The 24,585-nt window shown below is 36.8% G+C and carries 19 protein-coding genes, 1 riboswitch and 1 other annotated feature; of the genes, 13 read left to right on the forward strand and 6 right to left on the reverse strand.

Annotation, left to right across the window (positions count from 1 at the left end):
• The first annotated feature begins 12 nt into the window (after window positions 1-12).
• The 7 genes from A5866_RS13455 (at window position 13) to A5866_RS13485 (ending at window position 7,837) form a co-directional block, all read left to right on the forward strand.
• Window positions 13-801 carry a WxL domain-containing protein gene (locus A5866_RS13455; RefSeq protein ID WP_086281748.1) on the forward strand — a complete coding sequence of 263 codons (789 nt, stop codon included), beginning with the start codon at window positions 13-15 and terminating at the stop codon, window positions 799-801.
• Between the two features lie 117 nt (window positions 802-918).
• Window positions 919-1,989, forward strand: a complete 1,071-nt coding sequence (locus A5866_RS13460) for a DUF916 and DUF3324 domain-containing protein (protein ID WP_086281749.1) — start codon at window positions 919-921, stop codon at window positions 1,987-1,989.
• 29 nt (window positions 1,990-2,018) lie between these two features.
• A complete protein-coding gene (locus A5866_RS13465) occupies window positions 2,019-2,681 on the forward strand; it encodes a hypothetical protein (protein WP_086281750.1) in 663 nt (220 codons plus the stop codon).
• Window positions 2,682-2,792: 111 nt separating this feature from the next.
• Window positions 2,793-3,413 (forward strand): signal peptidase I, encoded by a 621-nt coding sequence (lepB, locus tag A5866_RS13470; RefSeq protein WP_254907644.1) that lies wholly within the window; start codon window positions 2,793-2,795, stop codon window positions 3,411-3,413.
• Window positions 3,414-3,518: 105 nt separating this feature from the next.
• Window positions 3,519-3,635, forward strand: a riboswitch (SMK box riboswitch).
• Entirely contained in the window at window positions 3,633-4,820 is a 1,188-nt protein-coding gene (metK, locus tag A5866_RS13475) for a methionine adenosyltransferase (RefSeq protein WP_086445133.1), read from the forward strand. Its footprint overlaps the riboswitch before it by 3 nt.
• Window positions 4,821-5,341: 521 nt before the next feature.
• On the forward strand, window positions 5,342-6,802 hold the full coding sequence (locus A5866_RS13480) for an MDR family MFS transporter (RefSeq protein WP_086445132.1): 1,461 nt from the start codon (window positions 5,342-5,344) through the stop codon (window positions 6,800-6,802).
• A 246-nt stretch (window positions 6,803-7,048) separates the two neighbouring features.
• Window positions 7,049-7,837: an alpha/beta hydrolase gene (locus A5866_RS13485; RefSeq protein ID WP_086281753.1), complete on the forward strand. Its 789-nt coding sequence runs from the start codon at window positions 7,049-7,051 to the stop codon at window positions 7,835-7,837.
• Window positions 7,838-7,887: 50 nt separating this feature from the next.
• On the opposite strand, the gene A5866_RS13490 is transcribed toward A5866_RS13485, so the two are convergent.
• Window positions 7,888-8,535 (reverse strand): TetR/AcrR family transcriptional regulator C-terminal domain-containing protein, encoded by a 648-nt coding sequence (locus tag A5866_RS13490; protein WP_086281754.1) that lies wholly within the window; start codon window positions 8,533-8,535, stop codon window positions 7,888-7,890.
• Between the two features lie 227 nt (window positions 8,536-8,762).
• On the opposite strand from A5866_RS13490, the gene A5866_RS13495 reads away from it, so the two are divergent.
• Together A5866_RS13495 and A5866_RS13500 are read left to right on the forward strand one after the other, a co-directional pair.
• Window positions 8,763-10,472, forward strand: coding sequence for an ABC transporter ATP-binding protein (locus A5866_RS13495; protein ID WP_422389662.1), 1,710 nt, complete (start codon window positions 8,763-8,765; stop codon window positions 10,470-10,472).
• On the forward strand, window positions 10,465-12,234 hold the full coding sequence (locus A5866_RS13500) for an ABC transporter ATP-binding protein (protein ID WP_086445131.1): 1,770 nt from the start codon (window positions 10,465-10,467) through the stop codon (window positions 12,232-12,234). Before A5866_RS13495 ends, A5866_RS13500 begins: the two co-directional genes overlap by 8 nt.
• Before the next feature lie 76 nt (window positions 12,235-12,310).
• Here A5866_RS13500 and A5866_RS13505 read toward each other — a convergent pair whose 3' ends face one another.
• The 5 genes from A5866_RS13505 to A5866_RS13525 all read right to left on the reverse strand — a co-directional run bounded on the left by A5866_RS13505 (window position 12,311) and on the right by A5866_RS13525 (window position 16,333).
• On the reverse strand, window positions 12,311-12,874 hold the full coding sequence (locus A5866_RS13505) for a class I SAM-dependent methyltransferase (protein WP_086281757.1): 564 nt from the start codon (window positions 12,872-12,874) through the stop codon (window positions 12,311-12,313).
• Between the two features lies 1 nt (window position 12,875).
• Window positions 12,876-13,844, reverse strand: coding sequence for a TIGR01212 family radical SAM protein (locus tag A5866_RS13510; RefSeq protein WP_086445130.1), 969 nt, complete (start codon window positions 13,842-13,844; stop codon window positions 12,876-12,878).
• Between the two features lie 14 nt (window positions 13,845-13,858).
• Window positions 13,859-14,509 (reverse strand): phosphatase PAP2 family protein, encoded by a 651-nt coding sequence (locus A5866_RS13515; protein WP_086281759.1) that lies wholly within the window; start codon window positions 14,507-14,509, stop codon window positions 13,859-13,861.
• Between the two features lie 134 nt (window positions 14,510-14,643).
• On the reverse strand, window positions 14,644-15,675 hold the full coding sequence (locus A5866_RS13520) for a DUF4097 family beta strand repeat-containing protein (RefSeq protein WP_086445129.1): 1,032 nt from the start codon (window positions 15,673-15,675) through the stop codon (window positions 14,644-14,646).
• Between the two features lies 1 nt (window position 15,676).
• On the reverse strand, window positions 15,677-16,333 hold the full coding sequence (locus tag A5866_RS13525) for a DUF1700 domain-containing protein (RefSeq protein ID WP_086281761.1): 657 nt from the start codon (window positions 16,331-16,333) through the stop codon (window positions 15,677-15,679).
• A 292-nt stretch (window positions 16,334-16,625) separates the two neighbouring features.
• Here A5866_RS13525 and A5866_RS13530 point away from each other — a divergent pair, with 292 nt between their 5' ends.
• From A5866_RS13530 to abc-f, 4 genes are all read left to right on the forward strand, one after another.
• Window positions 16,626-18,710, forward strand: coding sequence for a muramidase family protein (locus tag A5866_RS13530; protein WP_086445128.1), 2,085 nt, complete (start codon window positions 16,626-16,628; stop codon window positions 18,708-18,710).
• Between the two features lie 50 nt (window positions 18,711-18,760).
• Window positions 18,761-18,986 (forward strand) — a binding site (T-box leader).
• Between the two features lie 293 nt (window positions 18,987-19,279).
• Entirely contained in the window at window positions 19,280-21,793 is a 2,514-nt protein-coding gene (leuS, locus tag A5866_RS13535; protein ID WP_086445127.1) for a leucine--tRNA ligase, read from the forward strand.
• A gap of 78 nt (window positions 21,794-21,871) precedes the next feature.
• Window positions 21,872-22,273, forward strand: coding sequence for a FosX/FosE/FosI family fosfomycin resistance hydrolase (fosX, locus tag A5866_RS13540; protein ID WP_086445126.1), 402 nt, complete (start codon window positions 21,872-21,874; stop codon window positions 22,271-22,273).
• A gap of 447 nt (window positions 22,274-22,720) precedes the next feature.
• Window positions 22,721-24,316, forward strand: coding sequence for a ribosomal protection-like ABC-F family protein (gene abc-f, locus A5866_RS13545; RefSeq protein ID WP_086445125.1), 1,596 nt, complete (start codon window positions 22,721-22,723; stop codon window positions 24,314-24,316).
• Window positions 24,317-24,585 lie beyond the last annotated feature (269 nt).

Raw genomic sequence — 24,585 nt, forward strand, 5'->3', positions numbered from 1 at the left:
GAGGAATTACACATGAAAACAAAAACATTATGTTCAGTAGCATTATTAGCAGTAATCGGAGCAAGCTTAGCCTTACCAGCAGGTGCAAACGCCGAAGCAAAATCACAAGCAGCAAAAGGAACAATGACTTTTACTGAAGACAATGATCCTAAAGATGTTGTTGATCCAGAAGATCCAACAAAACCAATCGTAGATCCAAAAGAACCAATCATCGTTAACCCAGATCGTGGTTCATTTAGTATCGATGCTGTAACTGAACTAAACTTTGGTACAGATAAAGTAAAAGCTTTTGCATCAAACCCTGAATACTTTGCAGCAGCTATCCCAGCAAAAAATGCTGATGGAGACATCACTCGTGGTAACTTCGTACAGTTCACTGATGTTCGTGGTACTGCTAACCATAAATATACAGTAAGTGCACAATTAACAAAACAATTTACAGCTGGTACAAGCGCAAGTACTTTCTTGAAAGGGGCAACAATTGACTACTCAAATGCAGTAATTACGTCTAAAGACCCAGCAGCTCAATGGCCAGCAACTACAGTTGCAGGATTTAAATTAGCAGCTGATGCAGCTGGAACAGGCGCTGGAGATTCAGTAAAAGTTTTAGAAAATAAAGATGCTTCTAAAGGTATCGGAACTTACACAATCGAATTTGGTCAATACGGTGACGGAACTGCAGATACAACTGCTGAATCTGTCAAATTAACTGTGCCGAACACAAATATATTATTAGCTGATACGTATACAGCTGAAATCACTTGGTCAATTGCTGAAGTGCCAGACACTCCTGCACAATAAGTCACACGAAACTAAATTGGATTATTACGAATATTTTAATTAGTAATGATTCAAACTGAATGGCGAAACAGAAGCAAACAATTCTTCTGTTTCTGCTTTTTTAAGAGAGGGATATTAATGAAGAAAAAAAATCTATTATTTTTGTTAGTAGCAGCTATCATAGCAGTACTTCTGCCATTTACGGTCCATGCAGAAGATAACAGTAGCGGTAACGCAACTGGATTTACATATGAAACAATCAAGCCGGATAATCAAAGGGACACAGGTGCAGGTTATTTTGATTTAAGAATGACACCTGCTCAAAAGCAAACTGTTAAGATTAAAATCAAGAATTTAGCTTCAGAAGAAATTGAAGTTTCTGTGAAGCTCAATAGTACAAAAACAAATGCTAACGGAGTTGTCGAGTATGGCCCGACGACGATAAAAAAAGATAAGTCACTGAAGTACGATTTTGAAAAAATCGTTACAGCACCAGAGACAGTAAAAGTACCGGCAAATGGTGAACAAGATATCGACATAGAAATCAATATGCCAGAAGCTTCATTCGATGGGATGATTGCTGGCGGAATTCAGCTTCAAAAAGTGGAAAAAGAAAAGAAAAATGATCCAAAGAAAACAGGGGTTATCAATAAATACGCATATGTGATTGGGATGATCCTTACTGAATCAGATAAAGAAGTACAGCCAAATTTGGAATTAAATAAAGTTTCTGCTGATTTAAATAATTTTAGGAATACTTTTTTTGTCAATTTTTCGAACGTTGAAGCAGCCTATTTAGAAAACATGACAACACAGGTACAAATCATGAAAGAAGATAGTGATGAAGTCTTATATGAAACAAAACGTTCTGGCATGAGAATGGCGCCAAATTCATTGATCAATTTTCCTGTAAGTATGGAAGGGGATCGCATGGTTGCTGGAAATTATCGCGCGAAAATCCTTGTGACAGCTGGAGATAGAAAATGGAACTGGGATGAGAAATTTAAAATTACAGATGAAGAAGCAGATAAATTCAATAATCAAGATGCTGGTTTAGAAGACGTTCAAACATTTAACTGGAAATTAATTGCAGGGATCGTCGGTGGAATTGTGGGATTAGCCGTGATCATTTTCTTAGTAATTAGAGCAATCAGTAAAAAGAAACAGGCAAAGAAAAAACAAGTAAGAAAAAAGAAACCAAGAAAATAACTAAAGATAGATAGTGAGGAGGTAAAGAAATGACGATATTAGATTGGTTTTTTATTATTTCTTTGTCTCTAGCCAGTATCGGATTAGTATTCTCAGGTATTTCTTTTTATCTGATGGCTCAAACGAAAAAGGCTTTAAAGATAGTGAAAAGAGCAAAAGTCAGTAAGAAAAAACGTAAGCAGAAGAAGCGTAAAGTTAGAGACCTTATGAAGAAGATCAAAAAGCAGCGTAACTGGGGAATTACATTAGTTATAGTCTTTTTATTCTCTGGATTTGGTGCAGGTTATTCTTTGTATTATCAAGCGATGCATTTGAGTCAGAAAGATTCCAAAGCAGTGGTTCAAGGGTTTTACTTGATGGATAACTTAGAAAAAGAACTAAAAACAGCAAAAACTACAGAAAACGATGTTAAATCAGGGAAAAATATTAAATTATTAGCAGGACAATTTTCTAGTTATGGTATTTATAAAGCGACAATCAGAAATAGTGAAGCCGGCCAAAAAAAATTAAATAAATATTATAAATCAATGAAAGAATTAGGCATTAATTTGTCTTCTCAATCAAATGATTTCTTTAAAAATGAGACGCTTTTAAATGAATTTGAAACAGATTTAGCAGCTGCTAAGAAAAACCATGAGGAAGTTGTTCGTTACTTTAATATCAATAAAAATGCGTTGGTAAATAAAAAATAGTTTGGTGATTTCATGAAAAAGACCACTCATAAACAAAAGAATCGAGCAGTCAAAAGGAAGTCAGAACAAAGAAAGCCAGCAGCAGGCAAAAAGACGCAACCAGTTAAAAAGATGAAGTCTCAAAAAAAGAATGTACGACCTGCTAAACGAAAACATAAGAAAGTAAATAAACAAAAAAAAAAACTTAGAAAAACGAAAATACTTTTTTTTGAAATCGTATTGACTCTCTTGGTAACGATAGGAATTTTATCCGTACTTTCTCTTTTTACCTTTTCCTTTGCTAAAGTAGAAGGATATTCTATGAGTGATACGCTGGATGATGGAGAAGTTGTTGTTGTAAACAAATTATCTAAAATTAAACGTTTTGATCTTGTCTATCTTAAAGTACCAAAGTCGAAAGATAAATCAATTCGTAGAATTATTGGCCAACCTGGCGAAAGTTTATATTATAAGAATGGCCAATTATTTATTGACGAGCAAGAAAAAGATGAATCCTTTATCGATGATTACAAAAATCAGTTTGAACAAGATGGAATGCTCTATACGGAAGATTTTACGCTAAAATCACTGTCGGGAAGGCCAACGATCCCTAAAGGTAAGTATCTTGTTCTAGGCGACAATCGCCCTTATGCAACAGATAGTAGGTACTATCAGCTGGTAGATGAAAAAGAAATCATCGGAAAAGTTGAAATGAGAGTATTGCCGCTTCATAAACTACAGCGAGTGAAATGATGATAGAAAAAGCATCTGATATTCTAGTGAATGTTAGATGTTTTTTTGTTACAAAATAAAGTCAGTTAAAAAGCAAGTTTTTTCTTTCAATATCTGTTATACTGGGAATGTTACAAGTTCCCGAAAGGATTTGTTTCGCATTATTTGAGAGCATATGTGATGCTTCAATAAACGAAATAAAGATGCCTTGTAACCGAATATAACTAGGGGGAATATATTATGACAGAGAGACATTTATTTACATCAGAATCCGTTTCTGAAGGACATCCAGACAAAGTTGCCGATCAAGTGAGTGACGCAATACTAGATGCGATTTTGGAACAAGATCCAAAAGCCCGTGTGGCATGTGAAACAAGCGTTACAACTGGTTTAGTTTTAGTTTTTGGAGAAATTTCTACTACAGCCTATGTAGATATCCAAAAAGTCGTTCGTCAAACACTGAAAGATATTGGCTATACTCGTGCTAAATATGGTTTTGATGGTGATACTGTTGCAGTTCTTGTAGCAATCGATGAGCAATCACCAGATATTGCACAAGGTGTAGATGATGCGCTGGAAACACGTGGTGACAAAGATGCTAAAGATGATATTGGCGCTGGAGATCAAGGCTTGATGTTTGGTTTTGCGGTGGATGAGACACCAGAACTAATACCTTTACCGATTTCGTTGAGTCATAAACTTGTGCGCCGTTTAGCACAATTACGTAAAGAAGAAAAACTTCCTTATTTACGTCCAGATGCAAAATCTCAAGTAACGGTAGAATATGATGAAAATGGCAAACCACAACGTGTGGATACAGTCGTGATCAGTACACAACATGATGAAGAAGCTACGCTGGAGCAGATTCAAGCAGACGTAAAAAAATTCGTTATTGAAGAAGTGATCCCAGCAGATTTACTAGATGAAGAAACAAAATATTTTATTAACCCTACTGGCCGTTTTGTTATTGGTGGACCTCAAGGTGATGCCGGGTTAACTGGACGTAAGATCATTGTAGATACTTACGGCGGTTATGCGCGTCATGGTGGTGGTGCTTTTTCAGGAAAAGATGCGACGAAAGTCGATCGTTCTGCAAGCTATGCCGCTCGATACATTGCTAAAAATATCGTTGCAGCTGGTTTAGCTGAAAAAGTTGAAGTTCAATTGGCTTATGCGATTGGTGTAGCACAACCCGTATCCATTTCAATCAATACTTTCGGGACAAGCAATGTGCCAGAAAGCAAATTGATTAAAGCTGTTAGAGAAAACTTTGACCTGCGTCCAGCAGGAATAATTGAAATGCTTGACCTACGCCGTCCAATCTACAAACAAACGGCAGCATATGGTCATTTTGGTCGTACAGACATTGAACTATCTTGGGAGCAGACAGATAAAGTCGAAGCAATCAAGAAAAGCTTGATGGAGTAAACGAGGCGGCGCTACTAATGAAAATTAGTGGCGCCGTTTTGCTGTGAATCACCACGACTGGCTCCGCCAGAGTGGATGATGAACAGTACTTGGCGACCAAAGGGAGCGAAGTTTCATTACTAGTGAATCACCAAACGCTATAATGCTAATAACAAATAGAAGCCAGCGACCAAGGGAGCGAAGTTTCATCACTAGTGAATCACCAAACGTGTTAAACTAAATGACAAATAGAAGTCGACCACTTTATTAATCGAACGGCTGACAATCATAAAGTGTTGCAGAGCAGATGATGAACAATACTAGGCGACTAAAGGGAGCGTAGCTACCTTACTAGTGAATTGCTAAGCATGTTAAACCAAACAATAGATAAAAGCCAACAACCCACAAAATAAATCATCAAGTTAGTTACAATAAACTTAAAAACGCTCATATTCAATGTAAAGTCTCGAAATAGTCTCAACAAAACTCTGTAAATGAATAAGTAACCGTATCAAAAAGAATAGCCAAAAGGATGGAGATACATGGAAAGAAAAACAAACGTCAAACTTGTAACGATCAGTGTTTTTGTTGCAACCTTTATGACAGCAATCGAAGGAACGATCGTTTCAACTGCAATGCCGACAATCGTCGGATCATTACATGGTATGGAGATCATGAACTGGGTCTTCTCTATTTACTTATTAACTAATGCAATGTTAACGCCAATTTATGGGAAGTTGGCAGATAAAATCGGGCGTAAGCCAATTTTTATGATCGGAATTATTATTTTTATTATTGGATCATCCTTATGTGGTTTGGCGCAAAATATGATAACGTTGATCATTGCCCGAGCAATTCAAGGAATTGGGGCAGGAGCAATCATGCCTGTTGCTTTGACGATTTTGGCCGATATTTATTCAATTGACAAACGTGCAAAAATGCTAGGATTAAATAGTGCAGCTTGGGGAATTGCCAGTATTTTCGGTCCTCTGGCTGGAGGGTTCATCGTAGATACTGTTGGTTGGCACTGGATTTTCTTTATTAACGTACCAATTGGTATTGTGTTAATGGGATTGATTGCTTACTTTTTAGTTGAACCAAAACGAGAAAAAAGCAAAGTGCCGATGGATATTTTGGGTAGTATTCAACTGATGCTAGTCTTATTAACCTTATTATTAGGGTTTCAATTGATCGGTGATGGCGGTTTTGATTTAAAAGTATTCCTGTGCTTAGGAGCCTCATTTCTATTTTTTATCCTGTTCATCTTGGTGGAAAAAAGAGCCAAAGATCCTGTTATTGATTTGAAGCTGTTTAAAAACTCTACTTTTGTGATCGTCAATATCGTAGCGGCGTTGATCAGTGGCTTTTTGATGGGGGTAGAAGTTTATATACCAATGTGGATGCAAGGCGTACTAGGAAAAAGTGCCGGAATCGGTGGCTTAGTATTAGCCCCTATGTCGATTTTGTGGATGGTCGGTTCATTTATTGCTAGTAATTTAATGGAAAAACATACGACAAAACGAGTATTAACAATCGGGTTAAGTATTACGTTACTAGGGGGGATTTTCTTAGTATTAGTTCCAGCAACGATTTCATTTGTTTGGTTTTTTGCGATTTCTTCTGTTTTAGGCGTTGGTTTTGGGATCACGATCACAACTACTACTGTGACGGCTCAAAGCAGTGTCGATCCATCAGAAATGGGGGTTGCAACATCATTCAATACGTTAGCTAGAACAATCGGACAAACGTTAATGGTTTCGATTTTTGGTGTGATCATCAATGCCGTAACAACTTCAGAGTTAGCTAAAAGTACCTTGAAGGTTGACTCAGATGTTATGAACCAGTTAGTTAATCCGCATACAGCTAATACCATTCCAGCTGATTTACTTAAACCTCTGCGCGGCATGCTTTATGCTGGTCTGCATAATGTCTATGTAGTTGGTATTGGGCTAATCATCATTGCAATGATTTTGAATATCAGTGTCAAAAAGAAACTAGCATAATAATGGAGTTATGATTTTCTTTAAAAAAAATGACCATATTATACGTAAATTTGGCACATAAAGTTCATATTTACTTTGTATTATATTGACATACCAAAAGACAACAACTTAAGCAAATCATTTTTCATTTTTAACTCCTCCCCGCTCGTTCTTCCTAGAAGAACGAGTTTTTTGATATGTAGGTCTTAAGTCAAAACGAATCGATTTAATGGTACAATGATAGAAAAAGAAAATGAGGGATGTTGGATGGCTTTTTTACAAGTAAGTATTTATTCAAATGTATTGGAAATGGAAATGTCAATGAACGTTATACTACCACAAAAAACAGAGAAAAAAGTCGGTACAGCAACGAATGGTAGACTAACCGATGTTCCAGTAATGTATCTGCTTCATGGAATGGGCGGCAATCACAGTGTATGGGAACGACGGACATCGATAGAACGCTATGTCGCTGATTTAGGATTAGCTGTGATCATGCCATCTACTGATCTTGGCTGGTATACAGATACACGCTATGATATGAAATACTGGACCTTTATCTCAGAAGAATTGCCAACTATTTGCCATGAACTTTTCCCGCAATTAACAACGAAAAGAGCTAAAACATTTGCAGTTGGTCTTTCAATGGGTGGTTATGGTGCGATAAAACTCGGTTTGGCTAAGCCAGAAAGTTTTGGCGCTGTGGCTTCTTTGTCAGGGGCGGTAAATCTTGCTGATAGAATGGAAGATCTTTTGGCTGTTAGAGGACAAAAATTCTGGGAAGGGATTTTTGGTCCTTTCGAGCAAGTTCAAGGATCAAGCAACGATCCAATGTTTTTACTTGATCAATTAGTTAAAAGCGGCAAAACACCGCCTAATATTTTTCTTTGTTGTGGTGAGGAGGATTTGCTTTTATATGGAAATAAAAAGATGGCATCGGCGTTGACTTCTAATACTATTGAACACACATTTGAAACGGGTCCAGGAAATCATGATTGGATTTTTTGGGATACGTGGATTCAACGAGTATTGGCATGGTTGCCGTTAGAAAAATAAAGAAAAAAAGCTTGGATGAAAAAAACTCCAAGCTTTTTGCGTATTTATTATTAGAGGAACGTATCTAACCCATTTAAAAATACGCGCAAGGTTTTCATAAAAAATTCCTTTTGCTTTTCTTTTTGTCGGTATTGAATACTTTCGCTGATGTTGTTCAACTCATGTTCTTGCACGTATTGTTTCATCAAAATAATTTGTTTTTTTAAATAGTCATCCCCAGCCATGACTTTATTGTATAATTTTTTTTCCTCTGATGAATCCATTAGCATGCCGAATAATAAATGTTGTAAAGAAGTAATCGTCATATAACTTAATTCTATGGAGAACCCAGCTTCATTTAAAATTCCAAGGATCGCATCAAGGTTTCTTAAGCGGGATGGATAAGAAGGGATCGTTTGGATTTCAATTTCTGTGGCACAAGGATAGTGTTGATACAGCTCATAATAGTTTTCCATATAAGCATAAATCGTTTCTTTCCAGTTTGCTTGCGTTTTTGGCGGTATAAAGTGATTCTCGATTTCTTCAGCCATACTTTGGAGCAAGGCTTGTTTATTTTCTATGTGCCAATAAATTGCTGGGGCTTGAATACCAAGTTTTTGCGCCACTTTCCGCATCGATAGTTTTTCCAATTCAGGTTTTTCTGACAGCAATTGGAATGCTGCTTGAACGATTTTTTCTTTTGATAATTTTGAGTCCAAATTTTCTCATCCTTTTATCTAAAATAGAAGCTAACTCCTTGAATTACACTGCTAAAAATGGTAAATTGTTATGCAGCCTTATTTTACAGTGTTAAGTTTGTGAAATCAATTAAGGTAATTGTGTCTTGCCTACATCACATAATAACATTAAATGATCGTTGAAAGTTGCACAATGAATCAGGTAGGGTTAGTTTTACAAAGAAAGTTGGGATTAAGTGAGTATTATTATGGAACATGTCAAAAAGTACAAGCTAGAAGTTTCCATAGCCTTGATTACTGTTGTTGTCATGGTCATGTCGGCTTTATGGCAGCCTAAACTATTACAAAAAGTGCTAGAAGCAATTATTAAAGATGATAAGAGTCAAATGAAAGAACTTGGATTGTATTTGATTGGGATCGCAGGCTTAGGCTTGATTGCCGGTGTCTTCAATACGATTTATTCTGCTAAAGTCGCACAAGGTGTGAGTGCAGATATTCGTGAAGCAACATTTCGCAAAATCCAAACATTTTCATTTGGAAATATTGAAGAATTTTCAGCAGGTAACTTAGTGGTTCGTCTGACCAATGATGTCACTCAAATTCAAAATGTGATCATGATCGCATTGCAGTCATTATTTAGAATCCCGATCCTATTTATCGGAAGTTTTATTTTAGCGATGATGACATTACCACAATTGTGGTGGGTGATCGTCTTGCTAGTTGTTGCGGTATTCATTATTACGGCTCTATCATTTTCGCAAATGGGCAAACATTTTATGATCATTCAAACATTGATCGATAAAGTCAATGGCTTAGCCAAAGAGAATCTTTTAGGGATTCGCGTGGTTAAATCTTTTGTCCAAGAAAAAAATGAATTAAATCGTTTCACTAAAGTCAGTGAAGAGTTGACGAAACATAATTTGATCGTAGGAACGCTCTTTTCTGTGATGATCCCATCATTTATGTTGGCAGCTAATCTAGCGGTTGTAGGATCGATTTTTCTTGTTAGTAACTTAGTTAAAGATGATCCGACTGTTATCGGCAGTGTTGCATCATTTATGAGCTATTTGATGCAAATCATGATGGCTATCATTATCGGTGGAATGATGATGATGATGACTTCTCGTGCAGCTGTTTCTATCAAACGAATCAAAGAGGTGATGGATACTGTTCCAGCACTGACTTACAAAGATGTACCCGAACAAGAGTTAAATGGCAGTGTTGTTTTTGACCATGTTAGTTTCCGCTATCCAGGAGATGAGACTGATACTTTGAAAGATATTTCATTTTCTATTAAACCTGGTGAGATGATTGGGATCGTAGGAGCTACAGGAGCTGGTAAATCCACGCTAGCACAACTGATTCCACGATTGTTCGATCCATCTGAAGGAAGTGTAAAAGTTGGTGGAGTTGATTTGAAGGATGTTAATGAACATAGCCTACGTAAAGCTGTGTCATTTGTTCTTCAAAAAGCGATTCTTTTCTCTGGTACAATTTCACAAAATCTACGCCAAGGGAAAAAAGATGCGAATGAAGCAGATATGAGCCGGGCAACTGAAATTGCTCAGGCTAAAGAATTTATCGAGAAATTATCCTTACAATATGAAGCGCCAGTAGCTGAAAGAAGTAACAACTTTTCTGGTGGACAAAAACAACGTCTATCCATTTCACGTGGTGTGATCGGTGATCCGAAAATTTTGATTCTTGATGACAGTACTAGTGCATTGGATGCTAGATCAGAGCGTTTAGTTAGAGAAGCGTTAGATAACGATCTAAAAGAAACAACGACGATCGTAATTGCACAAAAAATTTCTTCTGTTGTTCATGCTGACCGAATTTTGGTGTTAGACAAAGGGCAATTAGTGGGTGAGGGAACGCACGAGGAGTTAGCGAAAACAAACCCTATTTATCAAGAAATCTATGAAACACAAAAAGGAAAGGATGAAAATAATGACTGATTTAATAAGAGCAAGTAAATTCTTTTTTCATTATTTAAAACGTTATAAACTTTCCTTCTTGTTTATTTTTGTGACGATTGTTATTGCTACTTATTTACAAGTGAAAGCACCTCAATTTATTGGTGAAGCTATTCAAGAGTTAGCAAACTATGTCGGCGCTTTGATGCAAGGAACAGATGATAAAAGCAAATTTATTGAGATTATCTGGAAGTTGTTGATTTTTTATGTATTGACCAGTGCAGCAAGCTTTATTTATAGTATCTTGTTTACCCAAGTGGTTGGGAAATCAACAAATCGGATGCGAATTGGTCTATTTAATAAATTGGAAAAATTAACGATCCGTTTCTTTGATTCACATCAAGATGGTGAAATTTTGAGCCGATTTACAAGTGATTTGGATAATATCCAAAACAGTTTGAATCAAGCGTTACTCCAAGTATTGACGAATGCTGCATTATTTGTCGGAATCTTGATCATGATGTTCCGTCAAAATGTCCAGTTGGCTTGGGCAACGATCGCCTCAACTCCTGTAGCAATTTTGATTGCAGTCGTTGTGATCAGTAAAGCGCGGAAATATGTCGATATTCAGCAAGATGAAGTTGGTAAACTGAATGGCTATATGGATGAAAAAATTAGTGGTCAACGAGTGATTATTACCAATGGCCTGCAAGAAGAAACGATTGATGGTTTTTTAGAGCATAATGAAACAGTACGTAAAGCAACCTTTAAAGGGCAAGTTTATTCAGGGCTTTTATTTCCGATGATGCAAGGGATGTCGCTTGTTAACACAGCAATCGTGATTTTCTTTGGGGGTTGGTTAGCGTTGAATGGTGACTTAGAAAAGACTGTTGCATTAGGTTTAGTTGTAACTTTCGTTCAGTATTCACAACAATATTATCAACCGTTGATGCAGATTTCATCAGGCTACAGCATGATTCAATTAGCAATCACAGGTGCTCGCCGTTTGAATGAAATGTTCGATGAACCAGATGAAGTCAATCCAAAAGATGGCAAGCAAATTGATGGAATCAGCGAATCTGTTTCCTTGAATCATGTTGATTTTGGTTATGATCCAGAAGTGCCGATTTTAAAAGATGTTTCGATAAATGTTAAAAAAGGTGAGATGGTCGCTTTAGTTGGCCCAACAGGTTCAGGAAAAACGACGATCATGAACTTGCTTAATCGTTTTTATGATGTAAATAGTGGTTCAGTAACGTTTGATGGAACAGATATTCGAGAAATAGAATTAAGCAGTTTACGTTCGCATGTAGGTATCGTGTTGCAAGACTCTGTATTATTTTCTGGTACGATTCGTGCCAATATTGCATTTGGTAATCCAGAAGCGAGTGAGGATGCAATCATTGCTGCAGCCAAACAAGCGAATATCCATGAGTTTATCATGGAACTAGAAAATGGCTACGATACAGAAATCACTGAAGAAAATAATGTTTTTAGTACAGGTCAAAAGCAGTTGATCAGTATTGCTAGAACAATCATTACGAATCCTTCATTATTGATTTTAGATGAAGCGACAAGTAATGTAGATACAGTTACAGAAGCGAAGATCCAAAAAGCGATGGATGAAGCAATCAAAGGCCGAACTAGTTTTGTAATTGCCCACCGATTGAAGACGATTTTGAATGCCGATCGCATCGTTGTTCTAAGAAACGGTGAAGTGATTGAAGAAGGAAATCATCATGAACTATTGGAGAAAGATGGTTTTTATTCGGAGCTTTATCATAATCAGTTTGTATTTGAATAAACGACTAAAAAAACTTGAGCCTTGCGTAAAGCAAGACTCAAGTTTTTTATTTATATACTCTGTTTGTTATGGCATCTTATTTTTTCTCAATACAAAACAAAATCGGTGGGTTATTCTTCTGATTAATAAACTGATAAGTCAGTACACTGTATTCTTCTTGTGGTAGTTGTTGACAATAGTTTTGTACCATAGCCAATTCAGCTTCACCACCAGTATGTCCATAATAAACAACCAAAACGATCCGTCCTTTAGATTCTAATCTAGCAAGAAGGGCACCTAAAGCTTGTTTCGTTGTATCTGGTTTTGTGATGATTTGCTTATCACTTTTAGGCAGGTAACCTAGATTGAAAATAGCTGCTCGCAATGTTGTTTCTTTTGGGATAATCGTTGCGATTGTTTCATGACCTTGATGGACTAGACGTACTTGCTCTCTTACTCCTGATTCTACAAGTTTCTTCTCAGTATTTTGCAGAGCTTGTTCTTGGACATCAAAAGCGTAGACTGAACCATTCAAGCCGACAAGTTGTGCCAGAAAAGCTGTATCATTTCCATTGCCCATCGTAGCATCTACAACCGTATCACCAGCTTGAATCACTTCTTTTAACAGTGTATGACTATAACGCATAGCAGTCTGTAACATATCAGATAAGAACCTCCTTAGCGGTACGGACATTATAGATTCCTTGCATACTATTGCGTCGTTTCATTTCATCATCGATCGCATTTAATACTTCCCATTTTTTCAAGCTCCACATGGGACCAACCAAAGCATCAGTTGGAGCGTCACCGGTCAGTCGATGAATCACGATCTCTGGCGGAATCATCTCCAACTGATCACAAATAACATTGACGTAATTTTCTCGAGTCATCAATTGTAGTCGACCTTCATGGTAATCACGTAACATTCGTGTATTGGTCATTAAATGTAGTAGATGCAACTTAATTCCTTGAATATCCGAATCAAGAATCGTTCGGCGGACATTTTCACGCATCATTTCTAAACTTTCACCGGGTAATCCGTTGATTAGGTGTGTGCAGACCCGAATCTGATGTTTGCGTAATTTCGCAACACCATCTAGATAGGTTTGATAGTTATGAGCTCTATTGATTGTATTACTGGTATGCTCATAAGTCGTCTGTAGACCTAACTCCACCCATAAATAGTAGCGTTGATTTAGCTCAGCTAAATAGTCAACTACATCATCTGGTAAACAGTCTGGACGTGTACCGATAGAAATACCGACAACACCTTTTTCATTTAACACTTGCTCAAATCGATGCCGAATTACTTCGACAGGTGCATGGGTATTGGTGAAATTTTGGAAATAAACGATATATTGATCGACCTGAGGCCATTTTTTATGCATCATATGCACTTCTTTTTGAAATTGAATCGGTAAGGGATCTTGGGGTGCTACGATCATATCTCCTGATCCAGAAACACTACAAAAGGTACAACCGCCCTTAGCCACCGTGCCATCACGATTAGGGCAATCAAATCCACCATCTAAAGGCACCTTGAAAATCTTTCCGCCAAACTGTTGACGTAAAGCATAATTCCACGTGTGATAACGTTTATTGGGATCTTCAGTATAATCAAAATCAGACATGTTCATTCTTCTTTCTATTGTTGTTTGCTTTTAAAACGCCAGACAAAGCGTTTTTCTAAATAAATCGGATAGGTCATCAATAGCCAAGCTAAACCAAAACAGAAGCCACCTAAAACGTCACTCGGGAAATGAACTCCAGCATAAATGCGGCTGATACCAATCAGCAAAATACCAAAACCTAAGATAATTTGTAAAAATAAACAAAGATTTTTTTGTTTAATAAATTGCGGTAAAAGTAAAATAATCGTTCCGTATAATAACACACTTCCCGTAGAATGCCCGCTAGGAAAGCTGTAACTATGTTCTGTGACCAAATGATCCAAGGTTGGACGCGGACGCATAAATACTAACTTGATCAATGGATTCGCCACACCAGCAATCAAAGCTGTATTGATCAAAAGCCAAAACATTTCTGCATAGTATTTTCCTCTATAGAAGATGAAAGCAATCGCAAAAGTGAGAATTCCAACAGTCAAAGGATCCGCAAATTTTGTATACCAAATAAAAAACTGATTGGCAGAAGGATAGGGAGTCCGTACGAGAGTGGTGATGGTTTGGTCAAATCCTTTCAACCAGCCAGGATAAAAACGGACGACATAACCTAGGAACATAAAGACAACTAAAAAACAGCTGCCTGCAAATTGATAGTATAATTTATTTTTCATAAAAGATCCTTTCCAAATTAGCTAAAATCCATTATAACATCAAATAAATAAGAACACATCTGAGAATATCAAAAAAAAGAAGCCTATACAAAAACTTTAAAAGTTCCAGTATAGGCTCTAAAAGCGATAGAAAATTAATCATCTTCTCCATCTTCATAATCTGATGGTCCCTCAACCGAAATATCACCAGAATTTGTTTGTAATGTGAATGTCTTCGTTCCTTTTCCTCGTGTATAAGAAGTTCGTTCTTTACCAAAAATCGTACTATCACCTAGCTTAGTCTTAGTTTTGATCGTCACGTCATATAAAACTTCTTCTGTATGCAAATCGATACTCCCTTGTTGGGTTTCGACAAATAAGTCTTTAGGAATCTCTGTTCCATATAAAGAAAAATCGCCATTAATGCTTTTGACTTTCGCTTGACCTTTAAGATCAGTTACTTGGATTTCACCATTGGTTGATTCTATTGTAGAAATTCCTTTGGCAGTATTTATATAGATATCGCCAGACGTACTAGTAGCAGACCAAGTAGAAGCAGCAAAATCATTTACTTGAAGATCGCCATTTGTTGTTTTAAGTGTTGCTTTGTCTGCTCGAACCTCACTATAAATATTAAGGTCACCATTAGCCGTTTCGATTGCTAATTTTTCTGCATTGACATCACTCACATTAATATCTGGATTATTTAGAGTGATGTCTAATTCTTTTGTTTGAACCGTTGAAAGATTGATTGTTCCAGTTGCTTTACCATCAATGATTAAACGCTCCGTATCATTTGGAATCGTTAAGGTTACGGCTGAACCTCTATCGAAAAGATCAAATTTTAATCCGTCAAGTTCCAATTTTTTCTTGTCACTATTTGCTGAAATAGCTAATTGATTGTCTTTTTCTTTAACATCTAGTGAGCTTTCAAGTGAAACTGGGACAGAACTTCGAGTCTGCATCTTTACCTTATTTGTATTTTCAGTCAAAATATAAAATTCAGCATTCCCTGAAAGATTAAGATGAATTTCTTTTGTACTTTGTTTATTTTTTATTTCGTAATTTTGTGTTTTCATGTCCGTCATAGAATGTTCAGCGCGTCTGAAATAAACGGCACTGCCTATTCCGCCGATGATCATTGCTAAAACTCCAATGGTTAGAAAAAAAGCAGTTGTCTTCTTCATATTAAATCTCTCCTCTTAAAACGCAAATATTCCATTGTAGGTAACGTCTTAATACTTTCCCAAAGAATTTTGTAAGTGGTGTCAGAATTAATAAGCCAATAACCCCAGCGCCAGAAAGAAATATACTAAAGAACAACTGGAATAGTGTACCGTCATTAAAGCCGGCAAAAACGGAGATGCCGCCCAAAATTGGTGAAAACAAGAAAAGAACAGCAACTAACCAACCAGAGAATAAAACCATAATAGCAGCAAAAATCATCCAAAACATAAAAAGAAAATTAAATGCAAGGACGCCAGCAACCTGACAGAATCGGACAAATCCGTTATGTCGTGGTCGTTCATAAGAACGGTAAGTATCATCATAAGGATGTTCTAATGTTTCTTCATAATAATAATCATCGTTTACAATCGGCTGAATTTCTTGCCAACCATCTCTTTCCAGTTTCTTTTCAGGAACGCTAATATCAAATTCTTGTAAGATTTCTTCAGCGATTCCCCGTGGTTTTCCTAAGCTTTTGGCAATTTGTTCCTCTGTTTCCCCAGCAGCGGATCGTTCTTCAAAAATTGTTTCATATTTATTCAAAACAAACATTTGCTGTTGGCTAGTCAGAGGTTTTAAGTAGATTTTCAATTCGATCAAAAAGTGCTCTTTATTCATTCGTTTTCCCCCATCTCATTTTACAATCCTGTAACTTCTTCTCCACTATAATTTTTTTTAGAGGGAATAACAAGCCCTTAATCAAAAAATCAGCCTAAGGTAAAGAGCGGAATCAGTCTTGAGACCTAGTCGGAAAAAATAATAACGGAATCAAGGTAAAACAATAAGAAAAAACTGTGTTTTAATTGTATATTTGAAAAATAAAAAAATAAAAAATATTTCTATTTTCTTTGAAAAAAGGGTATACTATAAGTTAGAGAATACTTTTTTTAGAAAATTCGGAGGATATATTATGGAGAAGTACAAATTGTCAAGAAAAGAGCGGAGGAAAGCCGAACAGAATAAGCTTGCTTATGGTCAGTTAAAAAAAGGGACAACTGTGCTTAGTTCTGCAATCGTTGTTTCATCGATTGCTGCACCGATTGCCGCACCTAAAATAGCTGAAGCCGCAGAAGATCAAAATGCTAGTGCACAAGTAAGTTACTCAGATACACCTACACATACAGAAGGCGTTCAAACACAAACGACGACTGACACAAACGATTCGATGACACAAGAGACAGAAACGACAGCACCTGATTCTTCAAGTGAAGAGACGTCTGGGACACAAGAATCATCTGAATTAAATACATCAGAAACAACCCAAAGTACTGAGACTACTGAAACGACAGATGCATCAACTGACTCTTCAACAACTGAAACCGAAAAACCAGAAGTACCTGAAACACCAAATCTTGCAATGCGTTCAGCATTTGCTGCGCAATCTAGAAGTATTAGTCCGAGTACGTTTATCGCTGAGATTGCTGGACATGCACGCTCTGTAGCAGCAGCAAATGATTTATACGCTTCTGTAATGATGGCCCAAGCTATTCTTGAAAGTGACTGGGGCAGAAGTACTCTATCGGCAGCGCCTAATCATAATTTATTTGGGATCAAAGGAAGTTATCAAGGACAATCTGTTACGATGAAGACATGGGAAGTACTGAATGGACAATGGGTTCAAGTCGATGCTGCGTTTAGAAAATATCCTTCGTATTCAGAATCATTTAGTGATAATGCTTACGTCTTGAGGAATACATCATTCCAAGCAGGAGTGTATTACTATTCTGGCGCTTGGAAAAGTAACACGAATTCATACAGAGATGCAACTGCGTGGTTAACAGGACGTTATGCAACAGATCCTAGCTATAATTCAAAACTAAATAATATTATTACAACGTATAATTTAACACAATATGATACTCCTTCATCAGGCGGCGGCAACACTGGTGGAAGTACAGGAGAAGGTAATACAGGCGGTAATGGCAATACAGGAGGCAACACAGGTGGTGAGACAAGCGGCCAAGATGTGACACATACAGTAAAAGCTGGTGATAGCCTTTGGGCATTGTCTGCTAAATACGGCACGTCGATCGCGAACATCAAGAGCTGGAATAAACTTTCTAGTGATGTCATTTATGTAGGCCAAAAACTGATTGTGAAAAAGGGCTCTGGTAATACAGGAGGTAACAATAACGGTAATACAGGCGGTAACACAGGAGGCTCTGGCAACACAGGTGGTTCTGGTAATGTTGGAACAACAAACACGTACTACACAGTAAAATCAGGCGACTCATTATGGGCGATTGCTAATGCGAATGGTATTAGTCTTACTAATTTACGCCAATGGAACAATTTAAGCGGAGATATGATTTATCCTGGACAAAAACTAATCGTGAAAAAAGGTGCTGGTAACGCTAGTGGTGGTAGCACAGGCGGTAATACTGGCGGTTCTGGCAATACAGGTGGTTCCGGTAATACTGGAACAATAAATACGAATTACACAGTAAAATCAGGCGACTCATTATGGGCGATTGCTAATGCGAATGGTGTTAGTATTGCTAATTTACGCCAATGGAACAATCTAAGCGGAGATATGATTTATCCTGGCCAAAAATTGATTGTGAAAAAGGGTTCCGGCAGCACTGGTGGTAATACGAGTGGCAGCAATAGCGGCTCAACAGGTAACACAGGTGGTTCAAATAATGCTGGATCAACAACTGGTTCGTACACAGTAAAATCAGGTGATTCTCTTTGGGCAATTGCTAATGCGAATGGTGTAAGTGTTGCTAATCTACGTCAATGGAATAATTTAAGCGGAGATATGATTTATCCTGGTCAAAAATTAATCGTGAAAAAAGGAACTGGCGGTTCTGCTGGGTCATCGAATACTGGTAATCAAGGCGGCGGACAAACAACAGGTTCGCATTCTGTAAAAAGTGGCGACACTTTATGGGGACTTGCTCAAAAATATGGAACTAGCGTTCAAAGAATCAAACAACTGAACGGTTTATCCGGCGATATCATTTATATTGGTCAAACGTTAAAAGTAAAATAAAAGATTGAACTTGACTTGAATATTTGGTAGTATGATAGCATATAGAATATAGCTAAACGGTGAAAAGGAATAGTAGAAAGAACCATGTTTTAGAGAGCGTATGGTTGGTGAAAATACGTACAGAAGCTTTCGAACTCGCCTTTGAGTTATTTTACTGAACAAGTATAAAGAATCCACTTTATTAAGTAAAATCGGCGGCGGTCGTTACAACGCTGAGGCTTGTATGTATACAAGTGAATTTAGGTGGTACCACGTTGTCAATTATACGTCCTATAGGAGTTTTTCCTGTAGGGCGTTTTTGTTGCAAATCACAGCGATTGCTTGCTGAGCTGATGATGCGCAATACTTGGCGACCACAGGGAGCGAAGTAACCATACTAGTGAATCACCAAAAGTCTAGATCTAAAAAAGTTAAGAGATGGTAAGTAAATCACCATTAAGGTCTTAAATGATCAAAGCTAGGCTACGCCAGAGTAGATGATGCATAATACAAGGCGTACAATGGCAGTAAAGTTAAATCGCCACTAAAACATACGAATAAAAAAGCTACTTAAACAGGAGGAGAAAAACGTGAGTTACAATCACAAGCAAATCGAGAAAAAATGGCAAAAATATTGGGCAAAGCACAATAGCTTTACAACCCATGACGATCCTAGCAAGGAAAAATTCTATGCTCTAGATATGTTTCCTTATCCATCTGGACAAGGTCTTCATGTTGGACATCCAGAAGGATATACTGCAACAGATATTTTATCTCGAATGAAGAGAAGTCAAGGATACAGTGTTTTACATCCAATGGGGTGGGATGCCTTTGGTTTACCAGCAGAACAATATGCACTTGATACTGGAAATGATCCAGCAGAATTTACGAAAAAAAATATTGAAACGTTTAAACGTCAGATCAATTCATTAGGATTCAGCTATGATTGGAACCGTGAAATTAATACGACAGATCCAGAATATTACAAATGGACACAGTGGATCTTTACAAAATTATATGAACATGGCTTAGCTTATGAAGCAGAAGTTGCCGTTAACTGGGTACCAGAACTTGGAACAGTAATTTCAAATGAAGAAGTTATTGATGGGAAAAGTGAACGCGGTGGCTATGATGTTGTCAGAAAACCGATGCGCCAATGGATGCTTAAAATCACAGCTTATGCAGATCGTTTACTGGATGACTTAGAGTTAGTGGACTGGCCTGAGAGCATTAAAGATATGCAACGAAATTGGATTGGCCGCTCAGAAGGTGCAAATGTTGATTTCAAAATCAAAGGCAGTGAGGACACTATCACAGTTTTCACTACCCGAGCAGATACTTTATTTGGTGCTAGTTACTTAGTTGTAGCGCCTGAATTGAAGATAGTGGATGATATTACGACCCCAGAGCAAAAGGCCGCAGTTACAGCTTATCAAGAAGAAGTAAGCAAAAAATCTGATTTAGACCGTACAGACTTATCTAAAACAAAAACGGGAGCCTTTACAGGAGCGTATGCAATCAATCCAGTGAATGGAAAAGAAATTCCAATTTGGATCGCAGATTATGTTTTAGGAAGTTATGGAACAGGAGCGGTGATGGCAGTACCTGCTCACGATGAAAGAGATCACGAATTTGCTACTAAATTTGAGATTGAAATGATTCAAGTCATTGAAGGTGGCGATATTACAAAAGCTGCTTATACTGGTGATGGTTTGCATATCAATTCTGATTTCTTAGATGGTTTAGGGAAAGATGCTGCAAATGAAAAAATGTACCAATGGTTAGAAGAAAAAGGATGCGGCAAAAAAGAAGTTACTTATCGTTTACGTGACTGGTTGTTTTCTCGCCAACGTTATTGGGGGGAACCAATCCCTATGATTCATTGGGAAGATGGTACAACGACAACTGTTCCAGAAAATGAATTGCCACTAAGATTACCAAAAACAGATGATATTAAACCAAGTGGAACAGGAGAATCACCACTTGCAAATATCACTGAATGGATCAATGTAGTTGATCCTGAGACAGGTAAAAAAGGCAAACGCGAAACCAACACAATGCCGCAATGGGCAGGAAGCTCGTGGTATCATTTACGTTATATCGATCCTCATAACAAAAATGAACTTGCTAACTATGAAAAACTAGAGCGTTGGTTGCCTGTCGATATTTATATTGGTGGAGCGGAACATGCAGTTCTTCACTTGTTGTATGCACGTTTCTGGCATAAATTCTTATATGATATCGGCGTTGTACCAACGAAAGAGCCGTACCAAAAATTATATAACCAAGGAATGATCTTAGGCCAAAGCTTCCGTAATAGCCGTGGTGTATTAGTACCAACCAATATGGTTGAAAAACGAGACGGAGTTTGGATCAATAGTGAAACTGGTGAAGAGCTTGAAGAAGCACCAGCCAAAATGAGTAAGTCATTGAAAAATGTTGTGAATCCAGATGATGTTGTTGAAAAATACGGAGCGGACACGCTTAGAATGTATGAAATGTTCATGGGACCTCTAGATGCTTCAATTGCTTGGAGTGAAAATGGACTTGAGGGTAGCCGTAAATTCCTAGATCGTGTGTGGCGCCTGATCGTAGATGAAAATAATAAAATGCGTGACCGAATTACAACGATAAATGATGGACGTTTAACTAAGGTTTATAATCAAACAGTTAAAAAAGTAACAGAAGATATGGAAAACCTACATTTCAATACAGCGATTTCTCAATTGATGGTCTTTGTTAATGAAGCAAACAAAGTAGATGTTTTACCATATGAATACATTGAAGGTTTTGTTCAATTACTAGCACCGATCGCACCGCATATCGGTGAAGAACTATGGGCGATCCTAGGAAATAAAGAAAGTTTAACCAATGCTCCTTGGCCGACATATGATGAAGCAGCCTTGATCGAAGATGAGGTTGAAGTTGTGTTCCAGGTCAACGGAAAAGTTCGTGCAAAATTGAATATTGCTCGAGGATTAAGCAGAGACGAATTAGAAGAAAAAGCTTTAGCAGCTGAAGAAATCCAATCATTTATCAATGGAAAAACAGTACGCAAAGTGATTGTTGTTCCAGATAAATTGGTAAATATCGTAGCAAATTAAAGAGGAAAGAAACAGAGATGCTGAATAAAACCAGTATCTCTGTTCTATTTTACTATCAATTAAAAAAGGAGCAAGAAAATGATTAGTCATGTAACCTTTATCGTTCAAGATTTAGAAAAAGCCACACTATTTTTTGAAACAATATTTGATGCAAAAGAAGTGTATTCAAGTGGCGTAGACACGTTTTCGATAGCGCAAGAAAAATTTTTTTTAATCGATGATCTTTGGATAGCAGTCATGCAAGGAGAATCATTACCAACAAAAACATACAACCACGTTGCCTTTAAAATCACTGAAAGTGACTATGAGACTTACTTAGACAAAATCAATTCTTTAGGTTTAGAAATAAAAGCTGGTCGCCCGCGAATAGCTGGAGAAGCAAGCTCGATTTACTTCTATGATTTCGATAATCACTTATTTGAACTACACACAGGTACACTATCTGAACGCTTAAAAGTCTATCAATCAGTTTCAGAATAACCCTATTTTGCACAATGTATGGGATCATGCTACAATATAACTAAGAAATGACGAAGGTGGTGAATAAGTACAATGGTCAACATGCCAAAAATAACAGCGGGTTTTTCATATATAATAACGTACCTAGCGTTTTGTCATGTTATTATTTCCGATTTTTTATCTCAAGGGACAAGTGTGTCCAAAAAAGGATAAAAAATTAAATAAAACAGACCATTCAGACTTATTTACTTGTAAATGACCAGTCATAAAATAACGTGAGGTTAGTTTTTTTAATCGCTCTATGTAATGAATCAGAGCATTAAATAATTAACGAACAGTAAATAATGAAGGTTGAGCGAAGAACTTTGTTCAGCCTTTTTGCTTACGCTAAAAAGTAAATAAAGTGTCGTTTAAAAACAGAACCAAGCTATTTTTATCGATCTGTCTGAGTGGCAGAAAGAGGAGTATATGTTAGTACAATTACAAAAAATAACTAAGAATTATGGAACTATCCCACTATTTGAATCATTAAATCTACAAATAAATCAGGGAGAAAAAATAGGGTTGATCGGTGTAAATGGCTCCGGTAAGTCGACTATTTTGAAAATCATTACAGGACTTGAAACAGTTGACTCAGGAACCGTCAGTTGTAAAAAGCATGGGCGGATTGGTTATTTGGCTCAAATGCCAAAAGCAAGTGAACAGTGTGTAAAAGAGTATCTGTTAGAGACGTTTACAGTGCTAAATTCGCTTCAAAAACAATTAACACATTTAGAAGAACAAATGATTAGCTCAGAGATAGAACTAGAAAAAGTACTCGTTCACTATGGGCAAAAGCAAGAAGAATTTCAACAAGCCGGTGGATATGAAATGGAAAACAAATTAGAGATGATTGCGAATGGTTTAATGATTAAGTACTTGCTATCAAAAAAACTTTCGGAATTAAGCGGTGGGGAACAGACTATCGTCAATTTAGCTAGAATTTTATTACAGGAAAATGATCTTGTCCTATTGGATGAGCCAACAAATCATTTGGATGCTAAAAGAATTACTTGGCTAGAGGGTTATTTATCACATGAAAAAACGGCTTATTTGATTGTTTCACATGACCGCTTATTTTTGGATCATACGGTAGAAAAAATTGTTGAATTGGAAGATGGGCGTATTCAAGAGTATAAAGGAAACTATTCTATCTATAAAAAGCAAAAAAATGAGCAACTAGAAAAAATAAGAAAAGATTTTGCAGAACAACAAAAAGAAATCAAAAAATTGAAATTAGCAATTCGGCGTTTTCGACAATGGGGGCATGAAGGAGATAATGAAAAATTCTTCAAAAAGGCCAAACAGTTAGAGAAACGCTTAGAAAAAATTCAAAAAATTCCTAAGCCTAAAGATGAATCAAGTAAAGTAAGTAAAAAATTCAAAGAAAGTAACCGATCAGGTAAAGAGGTTCTTCAATTTAAGGAAGTTAGCAAGTATTATTCGGACCGCTTATTATTTGATAAGATCGATTTTTCATTATTCTGGCAAGAACATTCTGCAATCATAGGCGAAAACGGTGTTGGTAAAAGCACGTTGTTGAAACTTGCCTTAAAAATAGAGGCTTTCGATAGTGGTGAAATCAAACAGGGGACAAATCTTCAAATTGGGTATTTACCTCAAGTAATTGAGTATAAAACACCTAGCCAAACAGTCTTGCAGTTCTTCAGTCAAGCTTGCTCATTAGGAGAACAAACCAGTCGCCAAGTGTTAGCGAGGTACTCTTTTTATAGTGAAGACGTAATGAAACAAGTTCGTTTTTTAAGCGGTGGTGAGAAAATCCGCTTAGAGCTAGCGAAACTAATGCATAAAGAGGTCAATTTTTTATTGTTGGATGAACCTACTAATCATTTAGATATTGAAACAAGAGAAGAGATTGAAGAGATTTTAGAAGAGTTTAAGGGAACTATGTTGGTAGTGTCACATGATCGTTTCTTTCTTCAAAAAATGTTTGAAACATTTTTAATTGTCGACCAGTGTAAGATCAGAAAAGAGATAGGAAAATATATGGATGTGACGATGTAAGAGTAACAATATAATCTAAAAAGGGAAGAATGAGATAAAACAGCGTCTATATTTTGTCTCATTCTTCACCAGTTAGTGCCAAGGAATTAAGAAAAAGAACATGAAAATATAAAAAAATAAAGAATGAATCGGAGAACTTTATAAAAACTTAATAAGTGTGAGTTAGCGAACAATTCCTTATAAATGTGGGAAAAAGAAATCAAAAGATTGAAATTGTTTACTATAATTTGAATATAAAATAAATGAAATATAAAAATTAGTACTATTAA

The sequence above is a fragment of the Enterococcus sp. 12C11_DIV0727 genome, assembly GCF_002148425.2.
GTDB lineage: Bacteria > Bacillota > Bacilli > Lactobacillales > Enterococcaceae > Enterococcus_L > Enterococcus_L lemimoniae.

Excerpts from the sequence above, each read along its gene's own strand:
- A5866_RS13455 (WP_086281748.1), top strand. The coding sequence starts at position 13 with ATGAAAACAAAAACATTATGTTCAGTAGCATTATTAGCAGTAATCGGA.
- A5866_RS13460 (WP_086281749.1), top strand. The coding sequence starts at position 919 with ATGAAGAAAAAAAATCTATTATTTTTGTTAGTAGCAGCTATCATAGCA.
- A5866_RS13465 (WP_086281750.1), top strand. The coding sequence starts at position 2,019 with ATGACGATATTAGATTGGTTTTTTATTATTTCTTTGTCTCTAGCCAGT.
- lepB (WP_254907644.1), top strand. The coding sequence starts at position 2,793 with ATGAAGTCTCAAAAAAAGAATGTACGACCTGCTAAACGAAAACATAAG.
- metK (WP_086445133.1), top strand. The coding sequence starts at position 3,633 with ATGACAGAGAGACATTTATTTACATCAGAATCCGTTTCTGAAGGACAT.
- A5866_RS13480 (WP_086445132.1), top strand. The coding sequence starts at position 5,342 with ATGGAAAGAAAAACAAACGTCAAACTTGTAACGATCAGTGTTTTTGTT.
- A5866_RS13485 (WP_086281753.1), top strand. The coding sequence starts at position 7,049 with ATGGCTTTTTTACAAGTAAGTATTTATTCAAATGTATTGGAAATGGAA.
- A5866_RS13495 (WP_422389662.1), top strand. The coding sequence starts at position 8,763 with ATGGAACATGTCAAAAAGTACAAGCTAGAAGTTTCCATAGCCTTGATT.
- A5866_RS13500 (WP_086445131.1), top strand. The coding sequence starts at position 10,465 with ATGACTGATTTAATAAGAGCAAGTAAATTCTTTTTTCATTATTTAAAA.
- A5866_RS13505 (WP_086281757.1), bottom strand. The coding sequence starts at position 12,874 with ATGTTACAGACTGCTATGCGTTATAGTCATACACTGTTAAAAGAAGTG.
- A5866_RS13510 (WP_086445130.1), bottom strand. The coding sequence starts at position 13,844 with ATGTCTGATTTTGATTATACTGAAGATCCCAATAAACGTTATCACACG.
- A5866_RS13515 (WP_086281759.1), bottom strand. The coding sequence starts at position 14,509 with ATGAAAAATAAATTATACTATCAATTTGCAGGCAGCTGTTTTTTAGTT.
- A5866_RS13520 (WP_086445129.1), bottom strand. The coding sequence starts at position 15,675 with ATGAAGAAGACAACTGCTTTTTTTCTAACCATTGGAGTTTTAGCAATG.
- A5866_RS13525 (WP_086281761.1), bottom strand. The coding sequence starts at position 16,333 with ATGAATAAAGAGCACTTTTTGATCGAATTGAAAATCTACTTAAAACCT.
- A5866_RS13530 (WP_086445128.1), top strand. The coding sequence starts at position 16,626 with ATGGAGAAGTACAAATTGTCAAGAAAAGAGCGGAGGAAAGCCGAACAG.
- fosX (WP_086445126.1), top strand. The coding sequence starts at position 21,872 with ATGATTAGTCATGTAACCTTTATCGTTCAAGATTTAGAAAAAGCCACA.
- abc-f (WP_086445125.1), top strand. The coding sequence starts at position 22,721 with ATGTTAGTACAATTACAAAAAATAACTAAGAATTATGGAACTATCCCA.